17 protein-coding genes are annotated in these 17,758 nt (G+C 59.3%); 5 read left to right on the plus strand and 12 right to left on the minus strand.

What is annotated here, in order from left to right:
• Nucleotides 1-21: 21 nt before the first annotated feature.
• Both ACL2XF_RS20950 and ACL2XF_RS20955 read right to left on the minus strand, forming a co-directional pair.
• Complete coding sequence (locus tag ACL2XF_RS20950; protein ID WP_413727470.1) at nucleotides 22-672, minus strand: NUDIX hydrolase; 651 nt, start codon at nucleotides 670-672, stop codon at nucleotides 22-24.
• A 62-nt stretch (nucleotides 673-734) separates the two neighbouring features.
• Nucleotides 735-1,649 (minus strand): LysR family transcriptional regulator, encoded by a 915-nt coding sequence (locus ACL2XF_RS20955; protein WP_413721725.1) that lies wholly within the window; start codon nucleotides 1,647-1,649, stop codon nucleotides 735-737.
• Between the two features lie 102 nt (nucleotides 1,650-1,751).
• Here ACL2XF_RS20955 and ACL2XF_RS20960 point away from each other — a divergent pair, with 102 nt between their 5' ends.
• Together ACL2XF_RS20960 and ACL2XF_RS20965 are read left to right on the plus strand one after the other, a co-directional pair.
• The gene (locus tag ACL2XF_RS20960) at nucleotides 1,752-2,207 is read left to right on the plus strand and encodes an ester cyclase (RefSeq protein WP_413727471.1); all 456 of its coding nucleotides are present in this window, start codon (nucleotides 1,752-1,754) and stop codon (nucleotides 2,205-2,207) included.
• A 162-nt stretch (nucleotides 2,208-2,369) separates the two neighbouring features.
• Nucleotides 2,370-2,894, plus strand: coding sequence for a GNAT family N-acetyltransferase (locus tag ACL2XF_RS20965; RefSeq protein WP_410012911.1), 525 nt, complete (start codon nucleotides 2,370-2,372; stop codon nucleotides 2,892-2,894).
• 13 nt (nucleotides 2,895-2,907) lie between these two features.
• Here the strand turns inward: ACL2XF_RS20965 and ACL2XF_RS20970 are convergent, their stop codons facing one another.
• Nucleotides 2,908-4,323: a PLP-dependent aminotransferase family protein gene (locus ACL2XF_RS20970; protein WP_410016680.1), complete on the minus strand. Its 1,416-nt coding sequence runs from the start codon at nucleotides 4,321-4,323 to the stop codon at nucleotides 2,908-2,910.
• Nucleotides 4,324-4,516: 193 nt separating this feature from the next.
• On the opposite strand from ACL2XF_RS20970, the gene ACL2XF_RS20975 reads away from it, so the two are divergent.
• On the plus strand, nucleotides 4,517-4,738 hold the full coding sequence (locus ACL2XF_RS20975; protein ID WP_410012912.1) for a DUF1127 domain-containing protein: 222 nt from the start codon (nucleotides 4,517-4,519) through the stop codon (nucleotides 4,736-4,738).
• Here ACL2XF_RS20975 and ACL2XF_RS20980 read toward each other — a convergent pair.
• The 8 genes from ACL2XF_RS20980 to ACL2XF_RS21015 all read right to left on the minus strand — a co-directional run bounded on the left by ACL2XF_RS20980 (nucleotide 4,727) and on the right by ACL2XF_RS21015 (nucleotide 11,910).
• Nucleotides 4,727-5,533, minus strand: a complete 807-nt coding sequence (locus tag ACL2XF_RS20980; RefSeq protein ID WP_413727472.1) for a phosphate/phosphite/phosphonate ABC transporter substrate-binding protein — start codon at nucleotides 5,531-5,533, stop codon at nucleotides 4,727-4,729. The genes ACL2XF_RS20975 and ACL2XF_RS20980 overlap by 12 nt on opposite strands.
• Nucleotides 5,530-6,534 carry an ornithine cyclodeaminase family protein gene (locus tag ACL2XF_RS20985; RefSeq protein ID WP_410012914.1) on the minus strand — a complete coding sequence of 335 codons (1,005 nt, stop codon included), beginning with the start codon at nucleotides 6,532-6,534 and terminating at the stop codon, nucleotides 5,530-5,532. The genes ACL2XF_RS20980 and ACL2XF_RS20985 overlap by 4 nt, the downstream gene beginning before the upstream one ends.
• Nucleotides 6,535-6,555: 21 nt before the next feature.
• Nucleotides 6,556-7,506 (minus strand): ABC transporter ATP-binding protein, encoded by a 951-nt coding sequence (locus tag ACL2XF_RS20990; RefSeq protein WP_410012915.1) that lies wholly within the window; start codon nucleotides 7,504-7,506, stop codon nucleotides 6,556-6,558.
• Between the two features lie 5 nt (nucleotides 7,507-7,511).
• A complete protein-coding gene (locus ACL2XF_RS20995) occupies nucleotides 7,512-8,156 on the minus strand; it encodes an ABC transporter permease (RefSeq protein WP_413727473.1) in 645 nt (214 codons plus the stop codon).
• Nucleotides 8,153-8,800 (minus strand): ABC transporter permease, encoded by a 648-nt coding sequence (locus tag ACL2XF_RS21000; RefSeq protein ID WP_410012917.1) that lies wholly within the window; start codon nucleotides 8,798-8,800, stop codon nucleotides 8,153-8,155. Before ACL2XF_RS21000 ends, ACL2XF_RS20995 begins: the two co-directional genes overlap by 4 nt.
• On the minus strand, nucleotides 8,775-10,349 hold the full coding sequence (locus ACL2XF_RS21005; protein WP_413727474.1) for an HAL/PAL/TAL family ammonia-lyase: 1,575 nt from the start codon (nucleotides 10,347-10,349) through the stop codon (nucleotides 8,775-8,777). The genes ACL2XF_RS21000 and ACL2XF_RS21005 overlap by 26 nt, the downstream gene beginning before the upstream one ends.
• A 19-nt stretch (nucleotides 10,350-10,368) precedes the next feature.
• Complete coding sequence (locus tag ACL2XF_RS21010) at nucleotides 10,369-11,259, minus strand: glycine betaine ABC transporter substrate-binding protein (RefSeq protein ID WP_410012919.1); 891 nt, start codon at nucleotides 11,257-11,259, stop codon at nucleotides 10,369-10,371.
• A 264-nt stretch (nucleotides 11,260-11,523) separates the two neighbouring features.
• Nucleotides 11,524-11,910: a MerR family transcriptional regulator gene (locus tag ACL2XF_RS21015; RefSeq protein ID WP_410012920.1), complete on the minus strand. Its 387-nt coding sequence runs from the start codon at nucleotides 11,908-11,910 to the stop codon at nucleotides 11,524-11,526.
• 89 nt (nucleotides 11,911-11,999) lie between these two features.
• On the opposite strand from ACL2XF_RS21015, the gene ACL2XF_RS21020 reads away from it, so the two are divergent.
• Both ACL2XF_RS21020 and ACL2XF_RS21025 read left to right on the plus strand, forming a co-directional pair.
• Nucleotides 12,000-12,908 (plus strand): alpha/beta fold hydrolase, encoded by a 909-nt coding sequence (locus tag ACL2XF_RS21020; protein WP_413727475.1) that lies wholly within the window; start codon nucleotides 12,000-12,002, stop codon nucleotides 12,906-12,908.
• A 472-nt stretch (nucleotides 12,909-13,380) separates the two neighbouring features.
• Nucleotides 13,381-14,700, plus strand: a complete 1,320-nt coding sequence (locus ACL2XF_RS21025) for a ferric reductase-like transmembrane domain-containing protein (RefSeq protein WP_413721720.1) — start codon at nucleotides 13,381-13,383, stop codon at nucleotides 14,698-14,700.
• A 209-nt stretch (nucleotides 14,701-14,909) separates the two neighbouring features.
• Here ACL2XF_RS21025 and ACL2XF_RS21030 read toward each other — a convergent pair whose 3' ends face one another.
• Complete coding sequence (locus ACL2XF_RS21030; protein WP_413727476.1) at nucleotides 14,910-17,636, minus strand: cation-transporting P-type ATPase; 2,727 nt, start codon at nucleotides 17,634-17,636, stop codon at nucleotides 14,910-14,912.
• Nucleotides 17,637-17,758 lie beyond the last annotated feature (122 nt).

A 17,758-nucleotide genomic window follows, 5' to 3' on the forward strand; every position in this document is an offset into this window, starting at 1 on the left:
GCGGATATTCTTCCCCTGGCGCTAATCAAACCAGGTGCTTTTATTGTTTTTTATAATCTCCAGGCTGGTTGCAATTTCTACCGGCACGATGCGGGTTAACGATAACGGCGGCAGGTCGAGGGGGTCGAAAAAATCAACGTCCAGCGAGTCCTCGCTTAAGCGGATTTCGCCGCCCAATTCCCGGCAATGAAATATCAGCTTATAGACGTGCCAGGGATAAGGCGGATGGCCATGCTGATTACGGTCCCATACGCCCAGCAAGCGCTCCACGCTGGCGGTAAGGCCGGTTTCTTCCTCGACCTCACGGCACACCGCGCCGGATGGGCTATCGCCGACATCGGCCCAGCCGCCGGGCAGGCTCCACAGCCGATCATCGGCCTCTTGCACCAGCAGTATTTTACCCTGGCGCAGAATTATCGCCCTGGTGTCGACCTTTGGCGTGGCATACCCTTCCTGTTGTTTGAACATGTCCAATACCGGCGGCTTATCTAACGCCAATACGTCGGCTGTCAGCTGCGCGGCGATATTCCGTAGCTCCAGGTAACGCTCGATATCATAACGATCTTTGGTATAGGTCAGCCCGGTTTGCGCCAAAGCCTGTAATTTTTGCGCCAGGGCGATGGCCGATAAGGAAGCGGGGTTGTCGTTTTCACTGTTTTTTGCCGTCATCATGTCCTCGCGGGAAAAATAATCGCTGAATTACCGTAACGCCGGTTTGCCCGCCAGGCAAATGGTTATTGCAACGCTAAAGCATGTGACGCGATCAGTTCCCTGAACCAGCGCTGGGCCGGGTGCTGATCGCTTTTCCGGTGCCAGATCAGGTGGAATTCTATCGGCGGCAAGACCACCGGCGGCGCAAACAAGGCCAGTTCGTGCCGGACGGGCGAATTCAGCACGACCCGCCGCAGCAGGGTTGCCGTCAATGCGGTCCGCGCCACGACGCCGGGCACCGCGAACATCTGGGGCAGCGTCAGCGCCAGGATACGCTGTTTGCCCATCTGCGCCAGCGCCTGATCCACCAGGCCGTGCCGGTCGTCCTCCGGGGACGCGAGAACATGGCGCAGGGCCAGGAAGCGCGCCAATGTCATCGCGTCTTCCACCGCCGCGCCGGCGCGGCGGGTAATGGTGACAAACTCGTCCCGCAGGATGGGCCGGGTCATTATCCGGGTCTCCGGGCGGGTGGGCATGACCCCGACCGCGACGTCGATAGTGCCCGCGTCCAGCAGATCGACGGCGCTATCCCGGCCGGTAAAGGCGCGCACGTTTAACGACACGCCCGGCGCCTGCTTTTCCAGCGCCGTGACCAGGGCCGCCAGCAGCACAAAGGCCGGATAGTCGGGCACCCCGAGGGTAAAGGCCAGCGACGCCTTCGCCGGCATGAACGCCGGTTTGGCCACCAGGGCCGCTTCTATCTGCCGCAGCGCCTGAGCGATGGGTTGCGCGATATCCCTGGCGCGCGGCGTGGGCAGCAGCCCCTCGGCGCTGCGCAGGAACAACGGATCGCCAAATAACGCGCGCAGACGCGACAGCGCCGCGCTCATCGCCGGCTGGCTTACCCCTACGCGCGCCGCCGCGCGGGTGACGTTCCGCTCGTCCATCAGCGCGTCAAAGGCCGCCAGCAAATTCAGATCGATACCGTGGAAATCCATAAATCAAATACTCATTCATATTTTATATCTGTTGGACAAATAATAGCGGATTCATCAGACTCCAACCTTATATTTCCACTTATCAGAAAGGAACGGCCGCAAATGACATCCTCCACCCCGCTCGCTGAAACAGAACAACTGCGTGTTGAACGGCAAACGGTCGACATGCTCTACCGTGCGTTTAACGACCAGAACCCGGATTTGCTGGATATCGCCGTCACCGCCGACTGGGACGATATTCCCCTGGCGCCCGGCCAGGGTCCCGGCCCCGATGGTCTTAAGCCGATTATCCGCGCCTTTATCGCGGCGATGCCCGACGTCAAAATCACTATCCTCGATGTCATCCAGACGGCCGGGCGCATGGGGGTGCGGGCGGAGATTACCGGCACCCATCTAGGGCCTTTGTTCGGCATTCCGGCGACGGGCAAACAGGTCGGTTTTGCTATCCATGAATTCCACGAATTCGAAGGGGCGCGCATTAAGAGGACCTGGCATCTCGAGGACTGGTTCGGTTTGTTTCAGCAGTTGGGCCGGTTTCCCACGCCTGAACAGCCGTAAGTCAGGCGACAATGCGCAAAACCGCGCGCCTGCGCTGATGTGACCGCCTAGGGGGCGTCATACCGGGTGGGCGCGCCGTCATGACGGCCTCTGCTTATTGACGGGCCGGTGATAATGCGGCTTTAATAAGCACTGGGAAATGGCCAGAAAGCAGAGGAAAACATGGAGCTATCCATCGCAGGGGCACAAGAACTGGACAGCGTGGCGGAACTGGTTAACCAGGCCTACAGAGGCCTCTCGGCGCCGGATTGGACCACTGAAGTCGGGCTGATCGACGGGCCGCGCACCAGCCGGCGCGACCTGGCCGACATGATAGAGAATGGCGCGTCGATCATTCTGCTGGCGGTGGAGCCCGCTCGCGGCGAATTATGCGGGTGCGTGGCGCTCACGCCCTTGGATCAAGGCGAATGGTATCTCTCGATGCTGGCCGTAAGCCCGCATGCGCAAAGCGCCGGTCTCGGCAAAAGCATCATGGCGGGCGCGGAGAAATTTGCCCGCGACGCGGGTGCCGGGAGCCTCAAGATTTCCGTTATCAATGTGCGGGATAAGCTGATTGCGTGGTACGAACGGCGCGGTTTTGCCAAAACCGGTGATACGGAGCCATTTCCCTATAATGATCCCAACGTGGGCGTGCCTTTACGCGACGATCTGGCGCTTATCACGCTGACTAAATCATTGGCTGTTTAAGGTCCGGACGAAATCAGGGGTGCTCCAGCAACTGCTGAACCTTCATACCGATCTGCCGTATGGCCTGCTTTATCTCGTCTGAAAGCGGGCGCGCGTAATTTATCCGCAGGCAGTTGTCATATTTACCGGCGGCGGAAAACACCGCGCCGATGGCTATGGAAACCGCCTGGTCTGATAATGCCTGGTTCAGTCGCTGGGCATCGATACGGCGATCCAGCTCAATCCATAATAAAAAGCCCCCCTGCGGGCGGCTTACCCGCGTACCGCAGGGAAAATAATCCGTCACCCATCCGGTTATCACATCCCGATTATGCTGGTACTGGCCACGCATACGCCTGACATGCTTGAGGTAATGCCCCTGCCTGATAAAATCGGCGATGGCCAGCTGCGGCAGGCTGGCGGTGGGGCCGGTGCCGATATATTTCATATGGACGGCTCGGTTCATATAGCTGCCGGGGGCAAGCCAGCCGACCCTTAAGCCCGGCGCAAGGGTTTTGGAAAAGGAGCTGCATAACAGCACATTGCCGGAAAAATCCATTGACGTAATCGTGGCCGGCCGGGGATAGGGATAAGACAGCTCGCCGTAGACATCGTCTTCAACGATGGCCACATCATGTCCCTGAGCCAGCTCCAGCAGCGCCTTGCGGCGCGCGATCGGCATATGGCAGCCCAGCGGGTTTTGCCCCGTGGGCGTGACCAGGATGGCTTTTACCGGCCATTGCTCCAGCGCCAGTTCCAGCGCCTCGACGCTGATGCCCGTTACCGGGTCGGTGGGGATTTCCAGGATATGCATGCCCAGTCCGTGCAACAGTTGCAAACCGGCCGGGAAACAAGGTTTTTCCACCGCCACCAGATCCCCTGGCTTGCAGACGCAGCGAATCGCAATCGACAGCGCTTCCCGGCCGCCGTCGGTAATCAGGATGTTGCCGGCATCCATGCGGCTGCCGCCGTCAATCATCAGCCGGGCGATTTGCCCGCGCAGCTCAACGCTACCCCGGATATCCTCGTCATCGAACGTCCGCAGGTGTTGCCGCTGGCTCACATGGCTCAACGCCCGGGTTAACGGCTTGAGGCTACTGGCGGTAACGTCGGGCGCGGCGGTCCCAAAGGCCGTCTCGCCCGCCTGCGCCGGGCCGGCCATGCCAAGCACCAGGTCCCACTGCGGGATGGCCAGCGAGCATTGGGTCATATCACAACCGGCGGGCAGGCCGGGGCGCAGTTTGCGGTGAGCGACAAAATAGCCGGATTTAGCCCGTGCCTCGACCAGCTGTTGTTCTTCAAGCTCGCGGTAAGCCTGCTGTACGGTGGTGATGCTGACCCCGTGCTCTTTGCTGAGCACCCTGATAGAGGGCAGGCGAACACCGATGGGATATAAACCTTGTTCAATACGCTGGCCCAGCAGGGCAGCCAGATTGTGGTAACGGGTCATAGCCATATGCGTGTCGTCAATTAACCCATGTTGGTAGCGGTCAGCCAGGAAAAGGATACAGATGGCCTCTATAAATAACATAATGTGTCATGGTGACGCCATCTGTCTATGACAAACCATTAATCGGTTGAATCTACTCGTTTTTAGGCAAAGGATTCATGCTGTTGCCATCAATTGCGGATGGACGACAGCCATGAAGAATCTTATTACGGCGGACCCTGATAACGCGCCTGAGCGCATCGCTTGCGGCAATACCGGCTGGTGGCGGCGGTTATATGGCCGGTATCAACAGTGGCGGCGACACTCCCGCAGCCGCAAGGCGCTGAGGTCGCTTAATGACGCGCAATTGCGGGACATCGGCCTTACCCGTGATGACCTGCCGTATAAAGATGAGCGCGGCCCGTCAGCGCAGTAGCCGGTATCCCGCCTGTTCAGCGGCGGCTGCCCGCCGCGCCAGCAACTGATAGTCGCGTGGGTCGGGGATCTGAAATCCTTGCAGCTGCAGGGCCGCCAGCAGCGCGGAGCCGTTACTGTCCTGGGCTAAGGCGATAAACGCGCGTTGCAGGGCGGCAAGCGCGGCCGGCGGCAGTGAAGCCGACGCCACCAGCAGGGGCATCGGAGCCGGCGCGGTGTGATCTATCACCCGTACTTTTTCTATCAGCGCCGGCTCGTCGCGCGCCAGCAGTTCATAGGCATAGCTGTCCACCGGGCCGATATCGGCGTCGCCGCCGGCGACGGCCTCCACGACCCGGCGCGGGGTCACCAGCGGGCCGGTGGTTTCGCGATACAATGTGGTTTGCCCGGGGCGCAGGAACGGCAGCAGGTGAAAGCGCAGGGCGCTGTAGCCGGAGTGCGATTCCGGGTTGGTAAACGCCAGGCGCCCGCCGAAGGTATCCCGCAATTGCCGGTAGGGCGCATCGCGGGCGACGATCAGGCGGCTGCGGTAGCTGCCGGGGCCATCGGGCAGCGAATGCAGCGGAACCGGCGCGGCAATGGCCACGACGGGAAACAGCCCGAGCGAAAACGGCAGGCCGCACATAAATACCCCGGCCAGATCCGGACGTTGCCATAGCGCTTCCAGCGGGGCAGGGGCCGGATAATCAATCACTTCCCCAGAGATGCCGGCGCGCCGGTAGACCGCCTGCAGCAGCGTTTTCCAGCCCGCCGCCGCCGCCGCGGTGACCGAATACATACGTCCGTTGGCGATCATGCGTAGCGTAACTCCTGTCCGATACCAAGCCTGCGCGCCTTTTCCAGCATCGCATGACCCAGGGCAATATCGCTGAGCGACAGACCGCGATGCCAGAACAGGATAGTTTCATCGTCGTTCTCGCGTCCGCTTTTAACACCGGCGACGATCTGGCCCAATTCGCCATGCAGCGTTTCCCCGCTAAGCTTGCCGGCTTCAACGTGCGCCCGCAGGGAGCCAAACATGCCGCCTTTGCACTGGCCCCAATCATCCACCACCAGTTTATCCATGATGTCGGTCAGCGACAGCTCAACCGCGCTCATCGTGCCGTAGGGCACGACCAATGCGCCGGGTTTGATCCAGGCGGTTTTCAGCATGGGCGCCGGCTTTTCCAGCCGTGACGCCTCGACCACGATATCCGCATTGCGCACACAGCTTTCCCAATCGGCGGTGACGATAATCTTTTTGCCCAAATCCTGTTCCAGGCGCTGCGCGAAGGCGTTGCGACTTTCCGGACGGCGGGAGTGAACGCGGATTTCATCGAAGTCATACAGACTGTCCAGCAGGCGTACATTCCAGTAAGCGGTGCCGCGCGCGCCGATATGCCCGAGTATTTTGCTGTTTTTACGCGCCAGATGGCGGGCGCCCAGCGCGGTAATCGCTCCGGTGCGCATATCGGTAATGGCCGATGCGTCCATGATGGCCACCGGCATGCCGGTGCGCGGGTTAAATAGATTGAGCATCGCCATCTCGGACGGCAGGCCCAGTTGGTAGTTATTCACGTAGTCGCCCACCACCTTCACGCCCGCCAGGTTAAGCGGCGCGATATAGCCGCGCAGTACGTTGAAATGGCCGTTAAACGCCGGATCGGGGATCAGGTGCATGCGGGGCTCGATGACCGTTTGGTTTTGCCCCTGCGCCAGCAGTCCGGCTTCGACGGCGGCGAGGATTTCGCTGTCGGTCATCGCCAGTTGCTGGATGTCCGGGCCATTGAGGTAACTGATATTGACGTGTGCAGTCATTTAATTCCCTTAGTCCGGCGCTCAGGCCGCAAGCAATGTTTGCTGATAATGAAAAAGCTGCTGACGGTTTAATTCCCCCAGCACCTGGTGTTGGTCATCGGTAATGCGCACGCCTGGCGCATCCTGGGCCAGCATCAGGGCCAGCACGTCTTTCAGGCTCGCCCGGGCGTTGACCGAGAGGGTATAGCCGCTTTGGGCGCCGGGCGTCATCGCATGACCGACCGGCGTCAGCGCCAGCAGTTTTAACGACGCGTCGCTGCCGATAAACGCGGCGACAAAGTCATCGGCCGGTTTGCTGAGGATAGCCGCGGGCGTGTCGTACTGACAGAGTTTACCGTCGCGCATAATGGCGATGCGATCGCCCATCTTGATGGCTTCGTCGAGATCGTGGGTCACAATTACCACGGTTTTCTTAACCCGCTGCAGGATTTGCTTAAATTCGTTTTGCAACCGGCCGCGTACCAGCGGATCGATGGCCCCGAAGGGCTCATCCATCAGCATGACCGGCGGGTCGGCCGCCAGCGCCCTGGCCACCCCGACGCGCTGGCGCTGTCCGCCCGACAGTTCCGCCGGATAGCGGCCGCGATCGACGGGATCGAGACCGACCAGATGCAGCAACTCATCGACACGCGCGTCGGTTTTGCGGCGATCCCAGCCCAGTAGACGCGGCACGGTGGCGATATTGTCCGCGATGTTCATATGCGGAAACAGGCCGACGTTCTGGATAACATACCCGATCTGGCGGCGCAGTTGCACGGGATCGACGGCGGTCACATCTTCGCCATTAACGAAGACGCGTCCCCGGGTGGCGTCCTCCAGCCGGTTAATCAGCCGCATGGTGGTGGTTTTTCCGCAGCCGGAGGGGCCAATCAGCGCGGTGGTGGAACCTTCCGGAATCTCAAGCGTCAGGTCAAATACCGCTTTTGCCGTTGTCCCGGGATAAATCTTGGTAATATTTTCCAGTCTGATCATGGGGTTTACCCTTTAGGGACGTGTTTGAACCCGATTTTTTCAACGGCGCCGAACAGCAGTTCGGCGCCGATGGCCAACAGGATGATGGGGATAGCGCCCACCAGCAGGCGCGACATATCCATAATGGCGATGCCGGTGGTGACAAAATCACCCAGCCCGCCGCCGCCGATAAAGGAGGCCAGCGCCGCGCCGCCGATCACCTGCACGGCGGCCGTACGCGCGCCCGCCAGAATGCCGGGCGCCGCCAGCGGCAGAATGACCCGGCGCGTTGTTTGCGCGCGCGTCAGCCCCATTCCCTTGGCGGCGGAGAGCGTGTCGTTATCCACCGCCTGAATGCTGGTGCAGGTATTCAGCAGGATCGGCGGCAGGGCGAGAATCACCAGCGCCACCACCGACGGCAGCAGCCCGATGCCCAAAAACGGCAGCGCCGCCGCCAGGATCGCCAGGCTGGGAATGGTTCTCAGGGTGCTGGCGATATTGGTGGCGATAAACGTGGCGCGCGGCGAGGCCGCCACTTTCACCCCAATCGGAATAGCCAGCAGCAGCGAAAACAACAGCGCCAGCCCGCACATCACCAGGTGTTGGCGCAGGGCGTCGAGGAACTGATCCGGATTAGCCGCAATCCAGCGCCACGCATCCAAAAAAATCATGCGTTTGCCTCCACGCGAACGACGGCATGGACGCGTCGCGCCAGGCGCCGTTGCAGCAGCAGGAACAGCGCGTCGACACCGATGGCCAGCAAAGAGGTCAGGCCGCCGCCCACCAGGATTTTTTCCGGATAACGCTGGTCCAGCCCGGCGAAAATAATGGTGCCCAGACCGCCCGCGTTAATATAGGCGGCCACCGTGGCGATGCCGATAAGAGTGGTGGTGGCGATGCGCAGCCCGGTGATAATAAACGGCAGCGCCAGCGGCAGCTCAATCTCCCACAGCATGCGCCAGTAGCCATAACCCATACCGCGCGCCGCATTCAGCACGTCGGGCGCAATGGCGTGAAAGCCGGTAGCGATATTACGCACCATGATCATCAGCGCGTAGGCGGTGAGGCCGACAATCGCCGGCAGCAGGCCAATTCCCAGCCATGGAATAAACAGCGCGAACAGCGCCAGGCTGGGAATGGAAAACAGCATGCCGGTGAAGGTCAGCACCAGCGCATAGGTTTTGGGCCGGCGGGCGCTCCAGATGCCTAATATCATGGCGATGATGAAGGCGCCGCTTATCGATATGCCCACCAGGTAAAGATGTTGCCATAAGGCCAGGCCGATATCATCAAGGTGTTTGGGAGCCCAACGCATGGCACTCAGTCTCCAGAAGCTGTTCGCCGGCGTTCAGCCAGCCGGGGGCGGTAATGGCCTTAGCCAGATTTTCAATATCGCGGGCGGTGGAGCGATCCTGATCCAATACGGCGACCCGTCCGCGCACGCGGGCATAAACGGCCGCGCTGCCCTGGCCAAGCCGCGCCTGTGGGTCCTGGCGCAAATCGACGGCCTGCGCCGCCACCATCAATTCAATGGCTACCAGATAGCGCAGGCTTTCCACCAGGCGCGCCGTTTTACTGATGACGGCCATGGCCTGCGAGGCGTAGTCCTCCACCCGATCGGCCACCGGTATGGTGATAGCGGACAGCGGATTGGCCTGATGCACAATATCGCCGGTCAGCGCGGAAATGGTTTTTTGCAGCGTGGCAAACCCCGTCTGCCCGCGGTGCGGCGTCAGGAAGCGCGGCAGCCCGCTGGCCCCCTCGGACATCAGTTTCATCATGCGTTCAGCGGCGCAGCTGGCCTGGCGCGCCAGCGCCAAACCCAGGGCTTCAAATGCCAGCGCCAAATGCGTGGCGTCAAAATTGGCGTTGGCCAACACCATCCCGGCCTCGGCTATCAGGGCCGGATTATCATCAGCGCTGTTCAGCTCAAGTTCAGTCGCCTGCCGGGCCAGGTTGAAGGCCTGATAGACGCTTGCCAGCACCGACGCCGCGCAACGGAAGCTCAGCGGGTCTTGCAGCAGACGCGCGCCGCCGGGCTGGCATAAAACACCGCCGGCCAGCAGCGACAGCAGATGGGACGCGCATTCCGCTCCTCCCGGCAGCCGGCGGATACGGCTGGCCCATGACGACAGCGGGGAGATGTTGGCGCGGAACGCTTCGAACGACAGGGCAATGGCGCCGGCCTGGACGTTAACCAGTTGGGCAATATCGGCCAGCAGCAAGGCGGCCAGGCCGACGCTTGCCGCATTGGAGGAAACCAGCGCCAGTCCATCCTTGCCGGTCAGAGCCGGCAGGGTGAAACCCAGGGTGCGCGCCAGCGCGCGGATATCGGTGACCTGTCCCCGGTATTCCGCCTCTCCGTCGCCCGCCAGCGCGCTGCCGATATGCGCCAGCGGCGCCAGATCGGCTTCGCCGATCGAACCCAGCAATGGCACCTGCGGATGCACGCCAAGATTTAATAAATTAAGTAAGGCCTGCGCGCTCGGCAATGAGATGCCGGAATACCCTTCGGCAATGCCGGCAAGCCGCGCCAGCATCATCGCCCTGACCTGTACGCTATCGGCAAGCGGGCCGACGCCTACCGCGCGCGCCAGTGGAATACGCTGCTGGATGGCGTGCAGGCGCGCGCTATCCTGGCGCCTGTCGGCGCCATTGAGCACCGCGGTATCCACGCCGGCGCCCAGGCCGGTGGTCACGCCGTAGATCCGATCGCCGGCGTCTATGCGCTGGTAAAGAAAAGAAAAGCCGTTTTTTATGCGCTCAAGCGCCGCCGGACTAAACGCCACCGGCTGATTTTCCCGCGCTATGCGCGCAAGCGTTGCCACGGTTAAAGCACTGTCGCCACCGAGATGAAACGTCATGATCACTTTTGCCCGGTTGTCAGGGTTTCACAATGCCTTTTTCACGCAGAAACGCTTGCGCGACGTCGGCCGGTTCTTCTTTGTCTTTTTCCACCGCGGCGTTAAGTTTTTGCATGGTGGCGTTATCAAGCAGCGCGCTGACCTTATTAAGCGCCGCTTCCGCGTTGGGATAGGCCTTTAGCGCCTGGTCGCGGACCACCGGGGCGACGAAATACGGTGGGAAGAGATGCTTATCGTCCGCAAGCGAGACATATTGTCCGTCGGCGATTTGCCAGTCGGTGGCGAAACCGTTGGCGACATCGATCTGTCCGGCGGCCAGTGCATCATAGCGCAGGCCGACTTTAGCGAACTGGCGGAAGGATTTGAATTTAATGCCGTAAACCTGCTCCAGTCCTTTCAGGCCGTCCTGGCGATCGCCGAACTCCGCCCCCGCGCCGATGGTCAGTTGCGGCGCCACCTTGGCGAGATCGGAGAGGGTTTTTAAGCGATATTTATCGGCGGTGGCTTTACTGACCAGCAGAGCATAGCCATTGTTCAGCCTGGCCGGGGCCAGCCAGGTGAGCTGATATCTCTCGGCGTAGGCGGTTTTGACCTGCTGGTAGACTTTGTCCGGGTCGGATGATAATTCACCTTTCACCACCGCGCTCAGGGCGGTACCGGTGTATTCGGGATACATATCGATATCGCCTTTTACCAGCGCCGCCTGCGCTATCAGCGTGCCGCCCAGGTTAATTTTGCGTTCAACCGGAATGCCCGCCTGCTCCAATGCCGAGGCATAGATTTCCGCCAGAATATACTGTTCGGTAAAGCTCTTGCTGCCGACGATAAAATCCGCTGCCTGGGCCGCTGACGCTAAGGCGCTTAATCCGGCAATGAAAAATACCATCTGCTTAAGGGGGGTTATGCGCATTTTTTTCCAGAGTAGAATGAGTTGTGTGAATAGACAGGTATATACAATTTCTATGCCAACAATATAAAACATCAATAATCATTGGCTTAGGCCCATCAGCCGCTATTGTCGCGGAGTAAACACGCGCAATTGCACCAGCATATGAGAACGGCCCTTCGAAAGTAGCGCATAAACACCGCGCGGGTGAAATTCGTTTTCGCCATAAGTTATAGCGTTAGTAGCAAAGACAGATCGGATCGGTCGGGATGACCAGCCGCAAGAAAATCAGTCCAGGGGAGGGATAACGCCCTCGGCCAGCGTCTTGAGCAGGCGCGCGCGGCGGCGCTCGAGGTCGGCTATCTGGCGCTCGATGGAATCCAGGCGCTTGCGTTGGACCTCGGTGGTCTGGGGGCAGGCGCTCGCCCCTTCGATCATCCGCATGCAGTCGGGGAACGCGCGGATCTCCGCCAGGCTAAAGCCGGTGGCGATCATGCGCTGGATCTGCCTGACCTGAGCCACCGCCGCCGGGGGAAATGACCGGTAGCCGTTACAGGTGCGGATGGACGTGAGCAACCCCTGCTCATCGTAGTGGCGGATAGAGCGGACGCTGGCGCCGGTTGCGCGCGCGAGCTGGCCAACGGTCAGCGAGTCTGGCGGAATCGTTTTATTCATGGCAACAGCATAGCACATTTTTACCTTGACCCTGACATCAGTGTGAGGGTTGAGTCTGTGGGCTCTTGTCCAACCGAAGAGCATTGCTTATGTCCACATTTACGTTTAGCCGCATCTTGTCCGCGCTGGTGGTGACCGCCACGCTGTTCACTTTTCCCCCGGCAGCGCTTGCCGACACGAAAAACTACACTATTACCGCGCCGGACGGCGTAAAAATAGCCGTCCAGGAAGCGGGCAATCCCGACGGCGCCGCCATTATTTTTATCCACGGCCTGCTTGGCAGCCATCTTAACTGGGAGGGGCAAATCAACAGCCCGCAGCTTGCGCGCTATCGCCTGATTACCTACGATATGCGCGGCCACGGCCTGTCCGGTAAGCCCACCGACGCCGCGTCTTACACCGACGGACGGCGCTGGGCGGAAGATCTCGCCGCGGTCATCAAAACGTCGCATGCGCGAAAACCGGTGCTGGTGGGGTGGTCGCTGGGCGGGGTCGTTATCTCCAATTATCTGGAAGAGTACGGCGATAGTCCTATCGCCGGCGCGGTTTATGTTGACGGCGTGATTGAACTTAAGCCCGATCAGCTACCGCCGCATCCTGCGGTCTATCGCGATTTGAATGCGCCTGATTTAAAGACCCACCTCGACGCCGTGCGTGATTTCCTCAGCCTGTGCTTCTATACCCAGCCGGACGCGGCCACTTTCGGGCGTCTATACGCCAATGCCGCCATGGCCTCATGGGATATGCAGCGAGCCGTGATGTCGATAACGGTCGATGCGGCCAGGGCCCTGGGCAAGGTCCGGGTGCCGGTGCTGCTGATTTATGGCGCCCGGGACGCGCTAGTGCGGCCAACGACGACCATGGCCCGCGCGCAGGCGCTGAATCCGGCGATACAAAAGAAGCTTTACGCCAATTCGGGCCATGCGCCTTTTATCGAGGAGCCGGAGCGCTTTAACCGCGATCTGTCCGCCTTTACCGATAAGACGTTGCCGCGCTAAGCCCGTTTGACGGGATGGCCGCATGAACAACGCGCGGGTGATTACGTTCTGCCATGCCGCGGGGCTAAAATGCCCGGCGGCATGTATTAGTTTCTGGCTCAGCGGCAAGTATCTTCGTTATTTACCAGCGGGTAACGGCGCTGGCCGGGGACGTCTGACGCCATCATTGCGACCGGCGGTAATATTATAAAAATGCGTTATGCCACCCGGATAAACGATAAAAAAAGCTTATAAATAAAATGATCAATGGAATATTAATAACAAGGTTATTTATTTAACTCTCTCTGCCATTGGAATATTAAGAATAATTACTCTTATTCCGTACCGCGATCACAATTTAATTTTACTCGAGATGAATTCTATTTTTTAATAGAGATTATTTACAAACGGAGAGCTGACGCAATTTTTGCCAGGTTAAACAGGCTTATACTGACCGAAATCTGATAATAATGATCTGTGCGGGGAGTTAACCATGCTTACCTTTGCGCTGCGTAATAGCCTGTGGCTGCTGGTTTATCTGTTCTTTATTTCGGCTCCGCTGTTTGTCCTGCTGTTAGGCTCGCTGCCGCCCGCGCGTGATTTCTGGACCGAGTTATCCATGGCCCTGGGATATTCGGGATTAGCGATCATGGGGCTGCAATTCGGCCTGACGGCGCGCTTTCGCTGGGTAACCAAACCCTGGGGCGAGGATGTTATCTATCATTTCCACCGGCGCATCTCGTTAATCGCCCTTGGCCTGGTGCTGGCCCATCCGCTGATTTTGTTTATTATCCGCCCGGAGCTGCTCGCGCTGCTTAATTTTTTCGCGGCCCCCTGGCGCGCCAGGCTGGCGGCGATATCCACCTATTCGCTGATTGCCCTGATCGTCATGGCGCTATGGCGGGTGAAACTCAGGCTCAGCTATGAGGTGTGGCACATCACCCATATCATCCTGGCTGTGGCGGCCGTGGCGGCGGGACTTTTGCATATGGCCGCATGGGGCTTTTATCTTAATGACCCGGTAAAAAAAGCGTTGTGGTGCGGGCTGATGCTGTTCTGGCTGGCGTTGCTGCTGTATGTCCGCCTGGTAAAACCTCTTTTTATGCTACGCCGGCCCTACCGGGTAACGCAGGTGAAAGCCGAACGCGGCGCCACCACCACCTTGGTGATGATGCCGGAGGGACATAAGGGGTTTGGTTTTACGCCGGGCCAGTTCGGCTGGCTGACGCTGTGGAAGGGTCCGTTTAATATTACTGGCCATCCCTTCTCGTTCTCCTCCAGCGCGGAGGCGGAAGGCGGACGCGTAGAGATGTCGATCCGCAACTTGGGCGATTTCACCGCTAAAATCGCCCGGGTTACCGCCGGACAACGGGTGTATCTCGACGGTCCTTACGGAGCATTCACCATCGGCAACCCGGCCGACATGCATGTGCTGATTGCCGGGGGCGTGGGTATTACCCCCATGATGAGCATGTTGCGCACCCTGGCCGATCGTGGCGATAAACGCCCGGTGGTACTGATATACGGCAGCAAGGACTGGGAATCCATTACTTTTCGCGAGGAGCTGGACGCCTTGCGGGCACGGCTTGATCTGACGCTGGTGCATGTTCTGTCCCACCCCCATGAGGGCTGGACGGGAGAGACCGGCTTTATTAACGCCGCCTTGTTCAGGCGTCACCTGCCGCCGCCGTATAATTTGCATGAATACTTTATTTGCGGGCCGAACGTGATGATGGATGCCATTGAACACGCCTTGTCCGAGATGGATGTGCCGATGGCCAAATACCATACCGAACGCTATAACTTCGCTTGAGGAACATAGATTATGCAACGACGTGTCGCCGAACAGTTGGCTTTGATCAGCGGGCTTATTATCGTGATGCTGGCGCTACTGTTCGCCTGTTTACGGGTCTATGGATGATTGCCCGGCACGCCCCTTTTACAGTGACGGCCGGGACGAAAAGATCCGGTTAATCCTGTGTTTGGTATGCCAGCCCGGCGCCGATGGCCGGGCCTTTGGACTTAGGCCGCGTTAGCCGTGGTTCTTAACCGGGCAAACACCCATTTTTCAATTTCAACAATAATGAATATACCGATGCTGACCAGCAGGGTAACGCCCCAGTAAAAAGCCGGCAGCGGCTCGGTGCCGAACGCCCGATTCATAAACGGCAGGTAGATAATGGCCAGTTGCAGCACTATCAGCACGCCGGTGACCAGCCATAATCCCCGGTTGAGGAATATTTCCCGGTTCAATGGGAAGCGGTCCATTACCCGGCAATTGAACATATAAATCCATTGCGCGGTGACCAGCGTTTGCATGACCAGCGTGCGGATAAATTCGCCGCTGTAGCCGCGCGGCAGCAGCAATGATTCCAGCCAAAAGGCGCTGCAGGCGATAAGCGTGCCGACAAAAGCGATACGCCAGATGGCATGGCCGTCCAGCACATGCCGGGCGGGATCGCGCGGCGGGCGCAGCATCACGCCTTTTTCCGCCGGTTCAAAGGCCAGGCCGAACGACAGCGTGGTGGACGTGGCCATATTCACCCACAATATTTGCAGGGCGGTCAGGGGGATCACCGCGCCGGCCAGGATGGCGAAGATAATCAACAGCCCTTGCGCCAGGTTGGTGGGCAAAATAAACAGGATGGTTTTTTTCAGGTTGTCGTAAACGCGTCGCCCTTCTTTAACCGCGTTGGCGATAGTGGCGAAATTATCATCGGTTAATACCATGTCCGCCGCTTCCTTGGTGACCTCGGTACCCTTAATTCCCATGGCGATACCCACATCGGCCTGTTTCAGCGCCGGTGCATCGTTAACGCCGTCGCCGGTCATGCCGACCACCCCGCCTTTGTCCTGCAGCGCTTTGACCAACCGCAGCTTATGCTCCGGGCTGGTGCGGGCAAAAATATCATAATGCACCGCGGCGCCGGCCAGCTGGTTGTCATCCATATGCTCCAGCTGGCTGCCGGTAATGGATTCAACCCCATTGCCGATCCCAAGCATGGCGCCGATGGCCATGGCGGTTTCCTGATGGTCGCCGGTAATCATTTTCACGCGGATGCCGGCACGCTGGCACAGGGCGATGGCTTCGATGGCCTCGGGACGCGGCGGATCCATCATGCCGGCGATGCCGGCAAATACCATGCCCCGCTGGATATCCGCATGCTCCAGGCCCGTCTCTCCTGGTATGGGGTGTTTAAAGGCGGCGGCCACCATCCGCAATCCCTGCCTGGCATAGCGCGCCATTTCCTCTTCCCAGAAATCACGGCGAAACGGGCGTAATCCCTCTTGCGCCAGTTCCTGGTGACAGAAGGTAAACAGCACGTCCGGCGCGCCGGTAAGGAAAACCAGGGTCTCATCGCCGATCTGATGGCGGGTCGCCATATATTTATACGCGGAGTCGAAGGGGATTTTATCCAGCAGGCTGACCTCGCCAAGCCGCAGGCCGGACTTAGCGGCCAGTACCTTCAGCGCGCCCTCCGTCGGCCCGCCGGTAATGCCCCACAGGCCCCGTTCGTCCTGCCGGATTTGGCTGTCATTACACAATTCCACCGCGGTAATAAAGCGCGCCAGGGCGGCATCCTCGCTCAGTGCCACCGCCTGCTCGCTTTCCTGCGGGTAAATTTTACCCACCGGCTCATAACTTTCCCCGGCCACCCGATAGCTGCGATCCGCCACCACCACCGCTTTTACCGTCATTTCATTCATCGTCAGCGTGCCGGTTTTATCGGAGCAGACCACGGTCATGGCTCCCAGGGTTTCCACCGTCGGCAGCTTGCGGATAATCGCCCGCGCCCGCGCCATGGACTGTACGCCCAGCGACAGGATAATGGAGATGATCGCCGGCAATCCTTCGGGCACCGCGGCGACGGCAAGGCTTATCAGCGCCAGCAGCAAGTCGGTGAACGGCATATCGCGCAGGAAAAAAGCGAAGATAAACAGCAGCCCCATCATCACCAGGATCAGCATGAAAATGCCTTTGCCCAGGCGATCCATTTGCGTCAACAGCGGTGTGCGGTGCGGATCGATGGCGGCCATCATCTGGTTAATATAGCCTAACTCGGTATCGCCGCCGCTGGCTATCACCACGCCTTTGGCCGTGCCCGCGCTGATGGTGGTGCCGGAAAACAGCAAATTAACGCGATCGCCAATCGTCACCTCCCGATCAATCGCGCCGATATGTTTGGCCACCACTGTCGATTCACCGGTTAGAATGGCCTCTTCCACCAGCAGGTTATGGGCCTCCAATAACCGCAGGTCGGCCGGGATTTTGTCGCCCGGGCGCAGGGCGACGATATCGCCGGGCACCAAATCCCGGGCTGCAATGGTTTGGGTAATCCCCGCGCGAATCACCACCGCCGTGCTGGACAGCATGCCCTGAATGCTTTTCAGCGATTTTTCAGCGTTGCTTTCCTGCACAAAACCAATCAGCGCATTAATCACCGCCACCGCCAGGATAATGACCATATCGACCCATTGCGCCATAATCCCTTTTAATACCGCCGCAATCAGCAGTATATAAATCAGCACATCATTAAAGTGCGCCAGGAATTGTAATAACGGATGCCGGGTTTTGCGCGCGGGCAGTTCATTGGCGCCATGGCGGCGCAGGCGTTCGGCGGCCTCGTGCGCGCTTAATCCGGCATCGGTGGTGTCAAGCTGGCGCAACGTTTCCTTCGTATCCAGCCTGTACCAGGCTTGGTCCGGGTTCGTTGGTGAAACAGATGGTTTTACCGGTGCGGTAGCCATGTAATGACCTCCAAAGGGCAAACAAATAATAGATTATGTTTACAAGACAATGACGCGTTGTTTTATTCCGCAGCGAAATAACATTGACCCGCCGCGTGGCCACACCCGGCCGACGGCGGCGT

This window comes from Sodalis sp. RH19, from assembly GCF_047324215.1.
In the GTDB taxonomy this organism is placed as follows: Bacteria; Pseudomonadota; Gammaproteobacteria; order Enterobacterales; family Enterobacteriaceae; genus Acerihabitans.

Coding starts and splice junctions, on each gene's coding strand:
- ACL2XF_RS20950 (WP_413727470.1), bottom strand. CDS start 672: ATGATGACGGCAAAAAACAGTGAAAACGACAACCCCGCTTCCTTATCG.
- ACL2XF_RS20955 (WP_413721725.1), bottom strand. CDS start 1,649: ATGGATTTCCACGGTATCGATCTGAATTTGCTGGCGGCCTTTGACGCG.
- ACL2XF_RS20960 (WP_413727471.1), top strand. CDS start 1,752: ATGACATCCTCCACCCCGCTCGCTGAAACAGAACAACTGCGTGTTGAA.
- ACL2XF_RS20965 (WP_410012911.1), top strand. CDS start 2,370: ATGGAGCTATCCATCGCAGGGGCACAAGAACTGGACAGCGTGGCGGAA.
- ACL2XF_RS20970 (WP_410016680.1), bottom strand. CDS start 4,323: ATGACCCGTTACCACAATCTGGCTGCCCTGCTGGGCCAGCGTATTGAA.
- ACL2XF_RS20975 (WP_410012912.1), top strand. CDS start 4,517: ATGAAGAATCTTATTACGGCGGACCCTGATAACGCGCCTGAGCGCATC.
- ACL2XF_RS20980 (WP_413727472.1), bottom strand. CDS start 5,533: ATGATCGCCAACGGACGTATGTATTCGGTCACCGCGGCGGCGGCGGCG.
- ACL2XF_RS20985 (WP_410012914.1), bottom strand. CDS start 6,534: ATGACTGCACACGTCAATATCAGTTACCTCAATGGCCCGGACATCCAG.
- ACL2XF_RS20990 (WP_410012915.1), bottom strand. CDS start 7,506: ATGATCAGACTGGAAAATATTACCAAGATTTATCCCGGGACAACGGCA.
- ACL2XF_RS20995 (WP_413727473.1), bottom strand. CDS start 8,156: ATGATTTTTTTGGATGCGTGGCGCTGGATTGCGGCTAATCCGGATCAG.
- ACL2XF_RS21000 (WP_410012917.1), bottom strand. CDS start 8,800: ATGCGTTGGGCTCCCAAACACCTTGATGATATCGGCCTGGCCTTATGG.
- ACL2XF_RS21005 (WP_413727474.1), bottom strand. CDS start 10,349: ATGACGTTTCATCTCGGTGGCGACAGTGCTTTAACCGTGGCAACGCTT.
- ACL2XF_RS21010 (WP_410012919.1), bottom strand. CDS start 11,259: ATGCGCATAACCCCCCTTAAGCAGATGGTATTTTTCATTGCCGGATTA.
- ACL2XF_RS21015 (WP_410012920.1), bottom strand. CDS start 11,910: ATGAATAAAACGATTCCGCCAGACTCGCTGACCGTTGGCCAGCTCGCG.
- ACL2XF_RS21020 (WP_413727475.1), top strand. CDS start 12,000: ATGTCCACATTTACGTTTAGCCGCATCTTGTCCGCGCTGGTGGTGACC.
- ACL2XF_RS21025 (WP_413721720.1), top strand. CDS start 13,381: ATGCTTACCTTTGCGCTGCGTAATAGCCTGTGGCTGCTGGTTTATCTG.
- ACL2XF_RS21030 (WP_413727476.1), bottom strand. CDS start 17,636: ATGGCTACCGCACCGGTAAAACCATCTGTTTCACCAACGAACCCGGAC.